At 32.0% G+C, this 18,756-nt stretch carries 5 protein-coding genes; all 5 read right to left on the reverse strand.

Going from position 1 to position 18,756, the window contains the following annotated elements; translation table 11 throughout:
- Nucleotides 1–424 precede the first annotated feature (424 nt).
- Entirely contained in the window at nt 425–1,687 is a 1,263-nt protein-coding gene (locus HMPREF3045_RS08305) for a glutamate-5-semialdehyde dehydrogenase (protein WP_070738577.1), read from the reverse strand.
- Nucleotides 1,656–2,450 (reverse strand): glutamate 5-kinase, encoded by a 795-nt coding sequence (gene proB, locus HMPREF3045_RS08310; RefSeq protein WP_070738579.1) that lies wholly within the window; start codon nt 2,448–2,450, stop codon nt 1,656–1,658. The genes HMPREF3045_RS08305 and proB overlap by 32 nt, the downstream gene beginning before the upstream one ends.
- Nucleotides 2,451–2,581: 131 nt before the next feature.
- Complete coding sequence (locus tag HMPREF3045_RS08315) at nt 2,582–3,757, reverse strand: iron-containing alcohol dehydrogenase (protein ID WP_070738581.1); 1,176 nt, start codon at nt 3,755–3,757, stop codon at nt 2,582–2,584.
- 153 nt (nt 3,758–3,910) lie between these two features.
- Nucleotides 3,911–17,035 (reverse strand): SpaA isopeptide-forming pilin-related protein, encoded by a 13,125-nt coding sequence (locus tag HMPREF3045_RS08320; RefSeq protein ID WP_070738583.1) that lies wholly within the window; start codon nt 17,033–17,035, stop codon nt 3,911–3,913.
- Nucleotides 17,036–17,375: 340 nt separating this feature from the next.
- Nucleotides 17,376–18,344: an alpha/beta hydrolase gene (locus HMPREF3045_RS08325; RefSeq protein WP_257244393.1), complete on the reverse strand. Its 969-nt coding sequence runs from the start codon at nt 18,342–18,344 to the stop codon at nt 17,376–17,378.
- Nucleotides 18,345–18,756 lie beyond the last annotated feature (412 nt).

Genomic DNA, 18,756 nt, shown 5'->3' on the forward strand with positions numbered 1-18,756 from the left:
CCCCCCTGCAACCGACCATTGCATGGAGCTTTTCTTGTAAGAAGCTTCGCTTCTTTCAAGTTTTAAAAATTTAATTGCAATTTAAAAATAATTATAAATTCAAGTGAATTATTAGAGAAAAAATTGTTTGAACGTTAGTGAGTTATTTTTTCTCTTTTAATGAACTTTGAATTTATTTATTTTGGGCTTATATACTTATTAAATTTGAATAATAAATTTAAAAACGAAAGAAACGCAAGTTTCTTTCTGATTTTGCCCCCTGCAAGGGCCGGTTAAGGGGGTTCGTTAAAAGGGGTTTAAGGGGAAAAATTGTGGGGACAATCGGAAGTCCCCTAATTTGTCCCCTTAATAACGAAGGATTAAATAAAAACAGTAATTTATTACAAGAAAAAACCTAAATTTCTAAAATAATCTTTAAAAAAGATTATTCCCTAATTTGCCCTTCTCCCAAAATCACATATTTATAAGTTGTAAGCTCATTTAATCCAACTGGTCCTCTTGCGTGAAGTCTTTGGGTTGAGATTCCTATTTCTGCTCCAAAGCCAAATTCTGATCCATCTGTAAACCTTGTTGATGCGTTTACGTAAACGCAAGCTGAGTCTACTTCTTGGATGAATTTATTTGCTTCTTCTATTTTTTCTGTAATTATTGCATCTGAATGGCCTGTGGAATATTTGTAAATGTGGTCAATTGCCTGGTCTATATTTTCCACTTCTTTTACTGAAAATTCATAATCTAAATATTCTTTCCCATAATCTTCATCGCTTGCTGGGATTGCTCCTTTTATTTTTCCTATAGTGTTCTCACAAGCGTGAACTTTTAATTTATATTTTTCTACGATTTTATTTAGTCCATCATAAAATTTTTCATCAACGTCCTTGTGAACAACTAAACTTTCAAGGGCATTGCACACTCCAATTCTTTGAGTTTTGCCGTTTTCAAAAATCTTCAATGCTTTTTCAATATCTGCATACTTATCAACATACAAATGGCAATTTCCCACTCCTGTTTCAAGGGTTGGTACGCTTGCATTTTTTACAACTGCATTTATAAGAGATGCTGATCCTCTTGGAATTAACAAGTCTACATAGCCATTTAATTTCATAAGCTCAGTTGATGATTCCCTGCTTGTATCGTCAATTATTTGGACAATATTTTCATCAAAACCTGTATTTTTTATTCCTTCTCTGATTGCACTTGCAATGGCAAGAGAAGAATTTATTGCCTCTTTTCCGCTTCTTAAAATTATAGAATTTGAAGATTTTATAGCAAGAATTGACGCATCCAAGGTTACATTTGGCCTTGCTTCATAAATCATTGCCAAAACTCCGATTGCAACAGATTTTTTTCCAATCAAAAGCCCATTTTCAAGAGTTCTCACATCAGTCATTTTTCCAATTGGATCAGGAAGTTTTATCATTTGATCAATTGAAAAAATCATTGAGTCAATTCTCTCATCATCAAGTTTAAGCCTATCAAGAAGACCTTCTGCCATATTGTTGGAAATCCCCTTGTCGTAGTCTTTTTTGTTTGCTTCAAGAATATTTTCCCTGTTTTTTTCCATGGAAATTTTTATATTTTCCAAAATTTTATTTTTATCTTTTGTTGAAAGCTTTACAAAATCTTTTTTTGCTTTTTTGGAAAGCTCACCCATTTTAGTCAATTTTTCTTTTAAAGATTGTTCCAATTTCCTCTCCTTTCACTATTCTTCTAATATTTTTCAAATCTTTTGAATTTGCAATTACCGTATCAATTCCCTTTTCCATACAAAGGTTAGCTGCATTAATTTTTGTAGCCATCCCACCTGTTCCAAGATTTGAATAAGAATCCTTACCCATTGACCTTAATTTTTCGTCAATCACATTAACTTCTTTGATTAATTTTGCATCCTTATTAATTCTAGGGTCATCTGTATAAAGTCCGTCAATATCTGACAAAAGCATAAGCAAATCAGCATCAACCAATTTTGCAACAACTGATGATAGGGTATCATTATCCCCAAAATCAATTTCATAAGTAGAAATCGTGTCGTTTTCATTTACAATTGGGATAACGCCCATTTCCAACAAATCATTTATAGTATTTTTGGCATTAAAATTCATAACTTCGTTAGTTTCAACCATTCTTGTCAATAGAATTTGCCCAATAGAATACCCATATTCCGCAAAAGCTTTGAGGAAAGTATTCATCAAAGTAACTTGCCCAACTGCAGCTGTAGCTTGTTTTTTACTAATATCATTTCTAGGTCTTTTAACATTGAGCCTGTTCGCCCCAGTTGCAATCGCACCAGATGAAACCAAAATTACCTTAATGCCCTTGTTTTCCAAATTTACAATTTCCTTAGCAAGCTCTTCAATTCTTTCAATATCAACTCCACCATTTTCATGGCTTACAGAAGAAGAACCTACTTTTATAACTATTTTTTTTAAATCATTACTAAATTCTCTCATATTTTTTCACCTCTTATATTTTATAAGAAAACATAAAAATAAGCAATTTAAAACACCCTTTTTGTAGGGTGTTTAGTATTAAAAATTATTTATTATTTGATTTTAAATTACTATTAAAATTTTTCAAATTATTAATCCTCAAGGCACATTTGGTAAATTTTTTTAACATCTTCAGGTTTAAGTTCTACAAAACCATTTATTTTGCCGTTTTTGCCACAAGCCTTTTTGCTCATTTGGTCAAAATATTCTTCATCTATACCAATTTTTTTCAAATTTGAATCAAGTCCAAGACTTTCAAAGAAAAATTCTTTTGTTTTTTCTATAGCTTTTTTTGCAACTTCCATTTGGTCAAGATTTTTATCAATATCAAAAACATTTACTCCCAAATCATAGAATTTATGAACAGTTTTTTCACTCAAAACATATTCCATCCATCTTGGTGTCAAAATCGCAAGACCAAGACCGTGGGTTATATCATAAAAGGCTGAAAGTTCGTGTTCGATTGGATGAACTGTCCAAGATGCCTTTGCAGAATTTGCAATAAAATCATTGATTGCCCAAGATGATGCCCACATAAGATTTGCCCTTGCCTCATAATTTTTAGGATCTTTCATGGCAATTGGACCGTATTTTATTACAGTTTTCATTAAAGATTCCATAATTCTATCAAGCATAAACATTGAATCATCAACATTAAAATAGGATTCAAAAATGTGAGATAAAATATCACTAGATCCACAAGCTGTTTGGAATTCATTTACAGAATATGTGATTTCTGGATTTAAAAATGAAACTTTTGGTCTGGTATCTTCGTGACCTGATGAAAGTTTTTCTTTTGTTTCAGGGTTTGTAATAACCCCACCATTATCCATCTCAGATCCGGTTGCAGCCATGGTAAGAACTGACAAAAGTGGAATTGCAGGGCTCATTGGCTTTCCTTTTGAAATAAATTCCCAAGGATCAAAATCTGCACAAGCACCAGCTGCCATAAATTTTGACGCATCAATTGTAGATCCACCACCAACAGCAAGAATTGCACCAATATTATTTTCCTTTATAATTTTTATACCTTCTCTTACAGAATCAATCCTAGGATTTGGTTCAATTCCAGAAAGTTCAAAAATTTCAACTCCAGAACCTTTAAGCTCTTTTATAACCTTATCATAAACTCCATTTTTCTTTATAGAGCCACCACCATAAGTTATAAGCACCTTATCAGAAAATTTCTTAACTTCCTCGCCCACATAATCAAGAGCATCTTTTCCAAAATGTATCTTTGTTGGAATATTATAAGTAAAATCTAACATAAATCCTCCTTTTTTTCTCTAATAAATACTTACCCAAAACTAATCAATATAAATTTAAATTTTAGACAAAAAAACTGACTCTAATTTGAAAAAATTCAAATCAAAGTCAGTTAAAACTTTTAAAATTTATAAATTAAATTTTAATTTTTGCTATTAATTTTTTTCAATTTCTAGCGCCTTGTTTTTCTTTTTATTGTAATAATAAGCTGCAAGAATCATAAGGATAAGACCAATAATTGTAAATCCAATCCAAGCTCTTATTCCTCTTGTAAATGGAAGAGATAATTTTCTATTTACAATCTCAATAGGTTCATCAGATGTTATTTCTTCCATATTAGTAAATTTGTAGCTATGATCAACATTTTCATCGCCCTTTGTTCCTATATGGAATGTTCTGTTCTCTTTTATCTTATCACCTATAACTATATTAGATTTAATATCTAATTCAGAGCTTAGATAAAGAGATGAGCTCATTGTTAATACTACAGTCTTATTAGATTTAATATCTCCATCAGTATTTTCTTTTTCCAATTCTTTTACTAAGGAGTAAAGATCAATAATCTTTGAAGCTTTAAGATTAGTAGCATAATCTTTTGTTAAATCTAACTTATAAGTCTTCTTAGTAGTTTCTTTATTATCATTATCTACTAGATAAGCTTCTATCTCAATAGGTTGCTTAGCATTAAACTTATTATCCCAAATTTCAGACTTAAGTGGTAAATCTGACAATTTTATTGTAGATTTATCTTTCACATAAGTTATATCTTCATGATTTGGATTAAATCTCAAAGTCATATTAGTAGTATAGGATTTTTGGAATACGTCATAAGACATGCTCCATCCAGTTTTCTTATTAACATCCATTTCAGTCTTGTATTGTTCTGTTTGGACCTTATCATCTAAGACCGCAAACTCTTTTACAATACCTCTTGGATTAATATATCCTTTTGGTGCTTTTGTTTCTTTAAGAGCGTAGAATCCAGGTTCATTTACTTTGAACTTAACAATACCATCTTTTCCACTTGTAAACGTATCTAGTTTTGTATAACCAGTAGGAGGAGTGTCATCAGATTTTAATGCATATAGGTTACCATCTGCATCTTTGTACAAAGTTATATTCTTATCAGAATATTCTCCTGTCTTTTCATTCTTATACAATACTTTAAATTCAGCACCTTCAAGAGCTTTTTTATCAGCTGCATCTACTTTCTTGAAGACTACTTCATGTTCCTTGTTGTTTACTAAAGTTATTGGAACTACACCAGGTTCTTCGATAAATCTTACTTGGTCTTGTCCCTTTTCATCTTTGTAGGATTCTTTTCTGAAGACTTTTCCACTTTCATCTACTTTGAATTCTGCAAGTGGACCATCTGGCTTTACATATCCTTGTGGTGCTGTGATTTCTATTAATTGATATTCACCTTTTGGTAACTTAGAATATTCAATTAACCCATCGTCTTTAGTCGTAATTTGTTGACCATAATAATTCCAATTTCCATTATTATCTTTTTTGGAAAGTTGGAATTTTGCACCTTTTAAAGCTTCACTCTTACTATTAATCTTCTTAAATTTAATCTTATTAGATGGGTTAATAGCTTTTATAGTTAGCTTAGCTTCAGCTGATGATTCATTTACAAATTGGTAAACTGCATCAAATCTATCAGCATATAAAACATACCCATTTCCATAGTAATGAATAATATTTGAGTGTCCTACATACTTGCTCTTATCCTCATCAGCTACTTTACCAGTGACTTTTACAATATAGGATCCGTCACTAGTCACTCCATTATAGTAAGGAGTAGTTAATTCCCTTCCTGCTGGTAGGTAATTAGAAGAATTAATAACTCTACCACGGCCTAAATTATTGCTATTTTCATCAACACCAAATGATTCTGGCATAGCATTTTCTAAGTTATTTAAAACCTTGTATTCTGTAACAAGAACATTTGATAGATTTTGTCCTGATAAGAAATTAAAATCGAAAGCTCCTGTTGGAGTTCTATCTCTATTTATATAGAAATAATGAACAAATTCTCCAGTATCAGGATTGTACTTAACTATCTTTGATGTGTAGTTAATGAAGTTTCTACCATCATTTTTTCTCTCAGTTTTTAAATCATAAACAACATTAATATTGCTAGATTTATAATCATTGTTCATTATAAATCCAACTGGCACATTATTTTTAGACTGTCTTATCACATCTAGATTAATAAAGGCAGCTATCTTATTAGAAATGTTCTTTAATTCATAGGTATCTGCATATTTTGTGAAAGTGTAAGTTATAGTTCCAGCTGCTCTATTGTAGTTTGCCTTTGCTATAGTACCTACTCCATCTGCAAATATATCTAGATTATCAATAGGATTTTCAAAAATTCCATGAAGATCTGTTGAATCTTTAAGTTTTAATGTGAAATAATCCCCTGGATTTATCTTTATTCCTTCAGGTACCTTGTAGCTATTATCAAATACTAGAGATTCTCCAAGGTGAGGATGAATTTCTCCTTTTACCGTTGGAGCACCATTTTTATTTATAGGACTTACCACATTCATTTTTGATTCTGTAAGCTTAATTTGTCCTGATAAATCTCTTCCTGTAGGTGCAATATCTTCTGAATATGGGTCAAGGTCTTTACCACCAACAGTAAAGTGCCATACTTGACCAGTATTGATGTGTCCATCAGGAGATTCAATTTCTTCTAGTTTGTAGTTACCTATCTTAAGTCCATCAAATGATAAGTTACCATCGGTTCCTACAGTTTTTTCAACAGGTGTTAAACCATCAGTTAGGTTTGTAAGTCTAAACCTAGCTCCTGCTATTAGTTCGCCTTTTTCATTTTTTGTACCCTTTAAGGCATTTCCATGTTCATCAACTTTATTGATCGTTACACTACCTTTTCCTGGTTTTTCGTTTACGATTTTACCCATGTTCTTGGCAGTGGCGCTTGTTACATAGTCTACTAACTTACCATTTTCTTCAGTAGTTGATGTTTCAGGAACATATTGGTAAACACCATTCGCCTTATCGTATTCTAAGGAGATATATCCGTTAGAAGTTGGTGTTATTTGGATTTCACTAATTAGGTAAGTGTCCTTTACAACCTTTCCTTCTTTATCCTTTATTTCTCCTGGGAATTTGATACTCAAATCCCTCAAAGGCACTTCTTTAGTTTTATCTAATGGATTTATAATTCTAGTTGTTTCCAAATCAGCATTCTTTGCCTTCATAAATTTGATGACTTTATCAGTTACTGGATCGTGCATTTCTAAGTCTTCAAACTTGTAAGGAGTGTTATTTCCTGGGAAATAGAATTCAACTTTCTTAACATCAATGTTTTCACCAGTTCTTGGATCAGTTATCCTTTGTGAAACTATACTTACTGTTTCAACTGAGAAATGTAGAAGTGGTCCATCAATTGGTTTGTATCCTTTTGGCGCTTGGACTTCTATTAGTCTATAACGTCCTGGTTCAAGTCCTCTGAAACCAAAGTAACCGTTAAAGGCTGATGATACGTAAGAACCTTCTACTTCTTCATAGATACCTTCTCTTACTCTCTTTTCAAGCTTGAATACTGCACCTTCAAGTCTTCTCTTAGTCATTTCTTCTATAGAATCAGTGTCAGTAAGTTTACCGTGTTTAGAGAAGGTGATATTGTATCTTTCAGCATCATTTACAACATTTAGTCCTTCTTGAGGAACTTTGTTTTCTTTTTGTGATGAGTATAGAGAGCTAATGTCCATGCTTGTACTTATTTTACTAGATGGAGTCTCTGTTTCTATAGGAGGTACTATTTTACCTGTTATATAAGGTTGACCTTCCATAGTCACATTTTTACCTAAAGGATTAACATATTTTTTGCCAGCCGGTTTTTCTTCAGCCCATTTCTTAGCTCGTGGTTCACCACGATTTATTAACAACCACTGTCTAAGTGCTTCAGCACCACTTTGATAAGATGCTTCATCCTTACCGTTTTCATCTTTAACAGTTTTGTAATCTATTGTATTATTCTTAGTGATATATAATTGTTGGAACTCTCTTGCACCATCGTAGAACTCAATATCAATATCGATCTTTCCTAAATCAGCATCTGGCAATTCATCTTTGTCGTTATTTACATAAGAATCTTTTAATACTGGTTCTTTAGTTTCAACTCCATTTTTATCTATGAAGTTATAATTACCATTTATCCTTACTTCATTAGTAACATTTCTATCAATTATTGAAGTATCATAGAAGCCTTCAATATCAATATAATATACGCCTGGTTCAAGATTTAGTTGGTCTTCGTCAAAGCCCCAATCAAATGGTCTCCATCTTGCTGTGTTGACTACAGTAACATTTGGGTTAGAAACGTCATAGTCATTTAAGATTTTAATCATTTGAGCTGGATCAGGGTCGCCATTTATTCCACTTATCTTATAAGTTGACCTGTAAGCTGTTTTTACACCTTCTTTGATAGTTACTGGAGGAAGTCCGGCTCTGTCAATTTCTTCTCTTTTGTGTTTTGGTTTGATTTGAACATTGACAGTTCCTTGTTTCTTCCTTGTATCAATATACACTCTTTGTATAAATGATCTTGATTCTGTATCAATATGAGTAATTTTTGTAGCGTATCTTACACCATTTTCTTCTTTTATTGTAAGATTTTCATTCTTTTCTACAAAGCTTTGTGGTGTTTCTTTAGGTCCTTTGTATTTTGCAACAAGTTGACCATTTTCTTCTACAACTTCTACCTTCCAAGGAGCATTTGGCTTTCTGTATCCAAGTGGAGCTGCCGTTTCTTCAATTACATAATGTCCCACTGGTAAGTTAATAATGTTGCCCTTGTTATCCTTGAATTCTACAAGCCCTTCTTTATTTGAAGTCCCTATTTTTACCCCAAAATCTTTATCAAAGGTTTCGTAATTCTTATCAGTTTTTTTGATCTTGAATATAGCACCTTCAAGCTTTCTGTCGTATCTGTCTTTCTTATAAATCTTAAGATCAAGACCTGTTTGCTTGTTAGTAATTTGAGCAAAACCATCAGATGGGATTTCTTTTTCGTCCTCGCTAGGTTGGTCTGGTTTTTTCTTGAATGTAGCAGAAACTGTAGCATTTGATGCTGGCATTGTGAATTTATATTTACCTTCAGCATAAGGTGTTAAAGTTTGTCCATTCATTGTTACACTTACGATTTTATAATTATCTTTTGGAGTAACTGTTAATTTAATTTCTGTACCTGCTGTTGCAGAAGTTGGTTCAGCAGTAATAGTTCCACCTTCTTGGTCTGGATGTTCAACTATTACATTATGAGTTTCTGGAGCTTTTTCTTTCCAAACTGCTTTTATTGTTACATTAGCATTAATTGTAATTACATCGCCTGGTTGTTTTTCTTGTTCGCTTACATTCCACGCTTTAAATTCTTTTCCCGTTGGTGGAGTAAATCCGTTAGGTGGCAATGTATATTCAGAACCAATATTAACTTTTTGTTCTGCCATTGTGCCAGAACCTTCTCCAGGTCTAAAAGAAACAGTTGCTTGTTTTGGAGCTTTGTTTCTCCATTGAGCTTGAATTGTTAAATCACTTGTTACAGTTATTTTATCTCCAGGATTTTTATTCACGCCATTTACTAGCCATCCATCGAATTCTTTTCCATCTGGTGGTATAAATGATGATCCTGGTAATTCGTATTCAGTATTTTCTTCAACTGTTACTGGATCCATTTTCCATGTTCCACCATTTCCATAAAATGTGATTGTGTAGTTAACAGTTGTTTTTACTACTGGAACTCCTGCTTCGTTTGCATAGGATTTTTCTAACCAACATTTGTGACCATATGCAGATTGAGAACTTGTATTAAAATCATAGTTTGAACCCAAACCAATTGCTTGGTTTTCATTATAATTTGTTTCAACTTCTATTAAGATAGTGCCTGGGTATCTAGTGTTAATATCTGTAGTTTGAATCTTCTTGCTACCTTCTGCTTTAAATCTAACATTATTACTTATATCAGTTTTTCCAGGTATTGAATCTATATCTGTGCTTTCATTTATATTAGCTAGGCTAGTACCATCAGGTACTTGGAAAACTCTTGTCGTAACTTCATTTGGACTTATATTGTAATTTTCATAAGCTCTGTGGAATTTTATGTTACGATTACGTTTAGCAGTTACACCTGGTTTGTAAATAAATACTTGTTTGTATCTATTATTTTCTTTGTCTATTTCAATAATCTTTGTGTCAATTAACTGTCCATAATCTGAATCGGAAGCATCTTCTCTCTTTGTAGGTTGAGTTGAACTTGCATTGTCTACAACTTCCCAACCATTTCCAGCTCTTAGTGGATTTAGTGTATCTACTAGATTTCCACTGATCTCAAGCTCAGTGTTTGCTCCTGCCATTTGTAATCTTCTCATTAGATTATTTCTAGCTGTATTTGCATTTGTAGATACTGTTACACTTGGGTTTTTCGGATCAGTAGCTTTATTATCGTCTTTTATATATACTTTTCCATCACTTGCTACTCTTACTGTCCAAGTTGTATTAGACTTTTCATAACCTGGTGCTGGTTTTTCTTCTTCTAATTTATATTTTCCTGGTTTTAAACCGTTGAAAGAAATCTTACCGTCACTTCCAGTAGTCATATATCTTTCATTTGGACTATTGTCTGGACCTGTTAATTTGAAGACTGCTCCTGGTATTGCTTTATCAGTTTCTCCTTCTTTTACTTTTTTAATCTTAAATCCATAAGTTTTAGCGTCGTTTGTTACATCTAGAGAGTCTTCTCCTACATAAGAACCTAGGATTGTGCCTGTTGTTCCTGTTGTTGGACCTGTTGTCTTGATATTGGATACTGTTTCGTAGAAGTCAGCTTTCCAATAAATTTGATTTCCGTTCACCCAGTCCATTCCCGTTCCTACTCCGCCATTTGCATCTTTGTATGGAACTTTGATGTCTATTACTATCGGCTTATCTGTAGCTGGTAGATTAAATTTTAATCTATCTGGTTCTCCGTATCTTCCAGCTTCTTGAGTAGCTGTATTTGTAACTGTAGATGTAATATCTTCTGCCTTATAGTTTGTAAGTCTTATATCAGAGATAAGTCCTGTGACTGGTTTGTATAGCTTGAATACTTTGATGTCATTATTTTTATCAAATTTATTCATATCAAACCAATCCATGTTAGGATCACGTGTTGATTGTCTGTGGATAGATGCAGTTGTTTTATCAATATTTCTTGCTTCTGGGTTTATTACGTATCTTTGGATAACGTAATTTTCTTTTTTATTTATAGCTACAATTCTTGTACCCATAAATCTAGCATCATTATTATTGCCTGTCCAGCCTGTCCATCTATTGTCATAATTTGACCAGCCTGCTGTATTTCTGTTTTTAACATCAACCCATTCTGCGCCTTCTGCACCTAGTATTGATTGAACTTTTTGTCCACCTTCTGTATTTTTAGAATAGTTGTAAATTTTTACTTTACCTTCTTCTACTCTTAAAACCCATTTTTTATTAAGTTTGTTATAACCTGTTGGTGGCTCAACTTCTTCAAGAACGTAGTTTTTCTTTTCTTGTGGAGTACCGTTAAATTGTACAATACCATTTTCATCTGATGTTGCATATATTGGGAAGTTTGAGTCCTTATTTTCTGGATCAGATATCTTGAATTTTGCTCCAGGAAGTGGTCTACCATCTCCGTCTTTTTTGTAGACTCTGAACTTTTGTCCAGCTGGCTTATTGGAAACTTGTATATTAATATTATTACCAGTATATAGCTGACCTGCGCCAGTAACAGATGTTTCTCTAATTCTAACGCTACCGTCATTTAAAATTGTAACTTGCCATTTTTTATTAGTAAGCTGATAGCCTTCTGGCGCTCTAGTTTCTTCTAGAGTGTATCTGCCTGGTGCAATATCTTTAAAGTTTACTTCTCCGTTTGCATCTGATGACCTGTAAATTGTCTTGCCATTTTCATCTGTCAATGCAAAAGTTGCATTTGGAAGTTTCTTTCCTTGATTTGCTTCTTCGTATTTTGTTAATTTAAAAGAACCTGGAGTGTATTTGTTGTTTATTAAACCAATTACTTCTTTATAATATTTTGGTATTTCTCCACCTGATTGGTCTCCTTTGGCTGTGTTGACATTGGCCCTTGATGCGAAAGCTGATTCAAGATTACCATCAGTCATGTGGAAGGCTCTCCATTTTTTGTTGAACTGTTTTATATCAGTAATCTTAAATGTTTGTTCTATTATATAGCCACCGTTATCTCTTGGTTTCGGTGTCGTAATCTTTAGAGGAGAATTTCTATCAATTCTTTGATCTGTTTTAATTTGATTAGGATCATAATTTATTGTTACATCATTTTCTCTTATATTTAGCCCTTGATTAGGATCTATTCTTTGGTGCGCTAATAAGTGATAAATATTAGGGTCTTGTTCTGGTCTTACACCTAGGGATGGTGGCATATAAGGGTTTTTCCAAACTCCATCTTCCTTATATGATGCAAAATCAGTTCCATATACCTTCACATCTTCTAAATTATAAAGAGGTCTATAACCCTTACCACTCCATCTAGCAATTTGTACATCGCCTTGGAAGTCTGTTGTTATCCAATTGAATCGTGTTGTCTTAGATCCATAAGAAAATCCCATAGGGTTTAGATAAGCCATGACTGTTACATACCAGTTTCCATCTTCTTTTTGGTATACATCTCTGAAGTAATAGAATTGGTTACTATTTCCTGATCCTGAGTCGTATGGTCCATAGTCTGCTTGTATATTTGTAGTCATATTAGCATTTCCACCAACACCAGCTACACCAGGAGCTACTTTGATAGTAAATGGATATGAATTTGGATTTTTTCTTGTTTCTTTGGCATAGTATTTATCTGGAATTATACCTCTAAGGTTAATAGAAGCTGTAGCTGGTCCTCCTTTTGACTTATCATTAAATACGTAAGTCAATAGGTTAGTGTTGTAATCGAAGTATGGATCGGCAACTTCTTCTCCATTTATAACAATCTTAGGAAAATCACTAAAATATTGAGTAAAGTCAAGGTTTCTATCAAATTGAATTTCAAATCTTGTATTCGGAGATGAATCAGATAGAGTGATGTCAGCATGATATTTTAATGATTCATATCTATAGGCTTCCCATACACCTGTTTGTACACCAATATCTCCTGGTTCGTTTTCTAGATATTCAAGTCTTTGGTTAACATTTGTAACTGTAGCCTTGTTTGAGCCTCCAGTTTCTTCACCTTTTTCTATATAGTAATCTCGTCCTGCTTCTGGTTTACCAATACCGTCTTCAAATCTTGCATTGTATTTTACTTGACCTTGTTCATCAACGACAACTTCAAAATATATATTTGATTTTATATATCCGTCTGGAGCTTGAACTTCTTCTAGTCTATATGTTCCTGGTGGATATTGTCCGAAATTAGCTGTACCTTTTTCGTCAGTAAATTTGTTGGCAAGTGTTCTTCCAGTGCTATCTTTTAGGACAAATTCTGCACCTTGAAGTCTTTTTCTATTTCCTTTTTCATCAAATTCATCGCCAAATTTAGTTGCAGATATTGGACTTTTTGTAAATTCTTCGTTTGTTACTAAAATTTGATTTTCTTCGCCTTCTCCTTGTCCATTTGTTTTATTTAAAATAACGCTTTGAGTAAGTTTTGTTTCGTTTGCTGTATCTTTATCTGTCAACCAATCGTAGTCTAAGTTTACAGACTGTTTGTCTCCTACCTTTGCTTTTACTTTTACTAAGAATCCCCAGTCATTTTCAAATCTTTCTTGTGGGAAGTAGATTTGATAGCCTGTTTTTCCTGTGTAAGGATCATGTTTACTTGGAGTACCTGTAATCTTGTTATTATTTGCAGCATTTATTACATCATTTCCAAGGTTAGGTATATATTGATCGGCAATTTGTTTTTCCATGCTGTATTTAACAGTTTGTCTAGAGCTTGGGTATACGTCGTAAGCTTTTACATCTGTAATGTTCACACCTGGTATAGAAATATTAAGTCTTGTATTTTTATTTGTGCCGCCACCACCATTATTGCTTTCTGGTTTAAGATAAAGATAGAATTCTAATTCGCCATTATCATTAATTTTGCCGTAATGCATAGCGTTCATGTAGTCTGGCCAGTTAGGGTAACTGTTGTGTTGAACGAGTTTTGTATGATTTTTGCCTCCACTTAGTTGGATATTGCTACCATTTACACTAATTGTACCATCTTCTGCTATGGTGATTGTTTTTTGTGATTGGTCAAGCTTGTATCCATCTGGAGCTTTTTCTTCTATTAGAGTGTATCTTCCAGGAAGTACATTATTAAATGTAGCTCTACCTTGGTCATCGGTAACTATTGATGGTTGATTATCGCCAAGTAATTTGAATTTTGCTCCTTCAAGTTTTTTACTTGGATCATTGCTATCAACTTTTACTACTGTAAAGGTAACAGGGTTTGGTTTAGTTATATCAATAGCAGAGTTTTGGATATATTGACTTTTTGTATCTCTTTGATAGTAGTTGGCATTTTCGTTGTACTTGTATGTTTTGTCACCTACTTCTACAGTATCTTCCTTGAATTTTTGTTCAATTTTATTTTCTCTTTTAGAAGCTTCGTGAGTCTTTTCGTCAATGTCCCAATATCTTGCGTTAGGAATTGTGACAAATCTTGTTGTTTGTCCAGCATCTCCTTCTTCTACATGAACTTTACCAAGTTCTTTACCTTCATTATCTTTTGCAATAAAGTCTTGTCTTGGCATAGTCATGCCTTTTTCTGGGAAGTTCCAAACTTGGTCGATGTATAGGTCTTTAAATTTAGAAATTCTTACACCTGAAATATTGTAGTTACTTGGTTTGTCTGAATTAGTTAGTTGTGTATCTAATTTATAAACTGCAATGTTTCCAACTGCTTGTTTTCCAGATGGGTCATTTTCTTTTGATGGTAATTTCGAAAGATTTTCTTTAGTTTCCCCGATTTGAACCATTTTACCTTCAGCATTTAATCCATAAACTGCACTCTTACCACTTGTAACAGTTTGATCACCGTCAAGTTTTCTGTCTGCTAGAGGCATACCTCCATTTTCTTCATCTCCAGATGAGATGGCATCTGTGATTGTCCACTGTGCTTTATCATTTGCCAAAAACTTACCTTGAATGGTAGTTCTGTTATTTATTCCAACTCTTGTAGGAGTCGCTTCTTCAATTTTTTCTTTTGGCCAGCCTTGGTCAAGGACAAATCTTACAGCACCAGTCTTTCCTTTTGATTTTAAGAAAACTGATACATCAACCATGTATTTTTCTTGTTTATTTGTTACTGGTGTATAGAAGCTATAGGAAGCATCTTGAATGTTTTCTGTAACTTTATGGTGTTTTGAATTTACTATTCCCAAAGCATTTTCAAGTTGATTAGTAGCTTCAACTTTTTCGCCATTTAATAATACACTTTCAATTTCTCCAAGTCCAGATCCTTCTACTGTTGTAAAGTTTGCCACAAAACCAAGTGCGCTTAATGATTGGTCAGCGTGAACTCTCATGTTCCAGTTGATTCCAACCATTTCTCCATTTTCTACAACAGGATCTCCTGTAATATCAATTGGGACTTGGTAATTTCCATTTTTATCGTCAATGACTTTTATTACATCATCTCTGTCTGGTTCTATGATTGATCCAGCAGGGTTTCCATTTTTGTCAATTTTTTGTGGGACAAGATTCTTTGGATCTTTTACTCCAAGTCCTGACACACTGTTTGTGATAGTCATTAAACCATCAGTATCAAAGCTATCATCAGTTATATTTGATGTGTCGTAGTCTACTGGGATTTTTAGTTGGACTTGGATCTTCTCTGTGATATCCCTTGTTATTTTGTAAGTTATTGTCTTATCTGTTCCATTATATGATGGTGTCGCAATAACTTTTCCATTGTATTCTATTGGTTTTAGACTTGATTGATCATTTACTTTTAATTTTTTATCTAAATGAATTATAAAGTATTGACCTTCTTTTATTGGTCCACCAGCATTTGATGTATCAAAACGTGTTCTTATGGTAAACTTTTTATCGGCTAAGGCATTTGCTTCTAATTTAGCTAGCTTTGGTTTTGCTGGTTCGCCTTGACCTAAAAATAACATTCTAAGTTTAGGCATCAAGCCTTTTTTCTCTGTGGTTTTCTTTTCTTTTTTATCTTCACTTTTTTCTTGTGTTTGAGTTTTTTGTGAAGATTCTTCTTTTTGTTCTTCTTTTTTTGTTTGTTCTTCTTTTTTTGGTTCTTGTGTAGAATCTTTTTTATCTTTATTTTCTGTGTTCTCTTTTGTATTTTCCTTTGATTCTACTTGAACTTCTGTATTGCTTTCCTTGTTTTCTTTTGTATCTTCTTTGTTGTTTTGTTCTTTTTTATCTTGTGAAAGATTTTCTTTATTAGAAGAAGATTTTTCATCTTGTACTTTTTCTTCTTGGCTTTGGCTTGGAGCATTTTCTTGCTCTTTTTTATCTTGAGCCTTTTGTTGTTCAGATTGTTTTTCTTCTTTGTAAGCTTTTAATTTATTGTAATCTTCTTCTAAGGAGTTTGTATTATATAATTTTATTTTATCTTCACGAATTAGGGCAAAAAGATCCCCTTGGTTTTTGATTTTTAAATTTCCCTTTTCGTCTTTTTCGTATAGTTCGAAATCAGGATCTAGGCTTGTGTATTTGATAAATTCTAGATTAAATAATAATTTATCTTCATCAAATAATTTTTGAATTCCTTTTTCATTAAAATCAAAATCATCCATTATTTTCAAATCTATGTAGGAATAATTTTGACCGTAAATATTCTTATTTTCGTCTTCTTCAAGCTTTTCTAATTGGTCTTTTGTTACAATTTTATAGCCTTGGTCTTCTTTTATGATTTCCAAATCAAGGTCAAGACCTTGGGAATTTAGCATATCTTTTACTCGCCAATATTCCTTGCTTGCCTTTTCGTTTGTATCGAAATATCCATCTTCATACAATTTTAGGTCATTTCTTTTTATAAGCCTAAATTGCGAAGTGGTATCGGGCATAGAAATTGCTATAGAAAATTTATTTTCGTCTTTTTTCTTTTTGCTTTTGTCATAAATTTCCTGTGATTTTAGGATTGAAAAATAGACATCGGAATCATCTTTCATCTCCTCTAATCCCTTTATAGAATTTGGTTTTTCTTCTTCAGCTTTTGATGTGGTTGAAAAAGCTGGCAACATCACTTGTAAAACCATAAAAACAGCCATAACAAATGACATCATTTTTCTTAAAATCTTTTTCATAATAACTCCTTTTTGAAAATTTGATTTTTGTTTATAATTAATATTTTTTCTTCTTTAATTAGCTTTGAAATCTAATTTTTTCAGTATAATCAATTAAAGAAATTAGTTATAATTTTTAAAATTAAAAGTTGAAATTTCCTAATTTTTACACACTTCTAATTATAATTAATTATATAACTTTATAGTTTTTAGTCAATCTTTTTTAGATATATTATTTAAATAAATGATTAATATAAATTTAAAATTTTGATGATTTTATTTGTAATAAAATACTATTTTGAAAAATTTTTCAAATAAAAAAATTCTCTTAATTTTTTCAAATCAAGAGAATTTTTTAAAATCATTTATTAAATTGTTCCAGAACCCACATATAAGATTCTTCTGTAATTTTATTCCAATAATCCCAATCGTGGTCGAATTCTTTGCCGTCTTTTTTGAATTGTGTATTTATTTCAGATTTTTCTAAGTCTTTGTTGAATTTTTCTATATCTTCAATGTTTATTTTTGAATCGCCTTCGCTTGCTCTAATATAAAAATTAATATCTTTTGTATTTTCATTTATAAAATTTGAAGGAAATTTTTCTTTATAAACTTCATCAGACCACATTTGCTTTCCATCTGAAAACGCCATATAATTTCTTCTAATTAGGCTATCTTCATCAAGTTTGTCCCAAAGTGTTGGGGAAATCAAAAGAGCTTTTGAAAACAAATCTGGATTTCTTAGTGAAAGGCTTGCTGCCCCGTAGCCACCTACAGAAAATCCTCCGATTGCTCTTTTTGTTTTGTTTGCATCTGTTTTATATTTTCCATCAATTTCTTTTATAAGTTCCTCTTTTATAGCTGATTCCATTTTTTTATCATAGTCGCTATCAACGAAAAATGAAGAAAATCCGTCAGCAAAGACAACAATCATTTTGTTTTCTTTATCTTTCATAATTTTATCTAGCATATCTTTTGTATTTGATTTTTCAAGAATTGAAGAAGAATTTCCGCCAAAACCGTGGAGCATATACAAAACTGGATATTTTTCATCGCTTTTTTCATCATAGCCATTTGGCAAATAAACTTTGTATTTCCAATTTTGTTTTAAAATTTCAGAATTTATTGACCCATCAACAACTTTTCCTTGGTCTTTTTTGTCAACATCAGATTTTTTATTTTTTTCTTCGTTTGATTTATTTGAATTCTTATTAGAATAAGCAATTGTAGGATCTGATGAAGGATTTTCCTTACTATTTTCATTTTTACATCCCCCAAAAATCAATCCCAAAGAAAGAATTCCTACTATTATTTTCACTTTATTTTTCATCATTAATCTCCTCAAAATAATATTGATTTTATTATACAATATGGAAAAAAATTCTTCAATCCACAAATTTTTTCACAAATAAATGCCATATTTTTACAAGTTTAATCTAATTTGAATAAATATTTAACTTTTTAATTTATAATTTCAAAATAAAAATCTCATTGTGATATAATAATTTTGCCTATTACTTAATAGGTGAAAAGAGGTGATGAAATTGTTAACCTCAATATTGGAAAATTTTATTTTTCCCTTGTTGGTTGGTTTGATATTATTTTTTGTAAAAAAATATTATTCCGAAAACAAGTAAATAAAAAGACAGTAGTTGCGACCTACTGTCTTTTTTTTGTGGTGATTCCACATTTTTCACATCCGTATTCCTTGAAATTAATCAAGGGTTTTTTGACAAGAGTTT

The organism is Anaerococcus sp. HMSC075B03 (assembly GCF_001815585.1).
Taxonomy (GTDB): domain Bacteria; phylum Bacillota; class Clostridia; order Tissierellales; family Peptoniphilaceae; genus Anaerococcus; species Anaerococcus vaginalis.

Excerpts from the sequence above, each read along its gene's own strand:
- proB (WP_070738579.1), bottom strand. The coding sequence starts at position 2,450 with ATGAGAGAATTTAGTAATGATTTAAAAAAAATAGTTATAAAAGTAGGT.
- HMPREF3045_RS08315 (WP_070738581.1), bottom strand. The coding sequence starts at position 3,757 with ATGTTAGATTTTACTTATAATATTCCAACAAAGATACATTTTGGAAAA.
- HMPREF3045_RS08320 (WP_070738583.1), bottom strand. The coding sequence starts at position 17,035 with ATGAAAAAGATTTTAAGAAAAATGATGTCATTTGTTATGGCTGTTTTT.
- HMPREF3045_RS08325 (WP_257244393.1), bottom strand. The coding sequence starts at position 18,344 with ATGAAAAATAAAGTGAAAATAATAGTAGGAATTCTTTCTTTGGGATTG.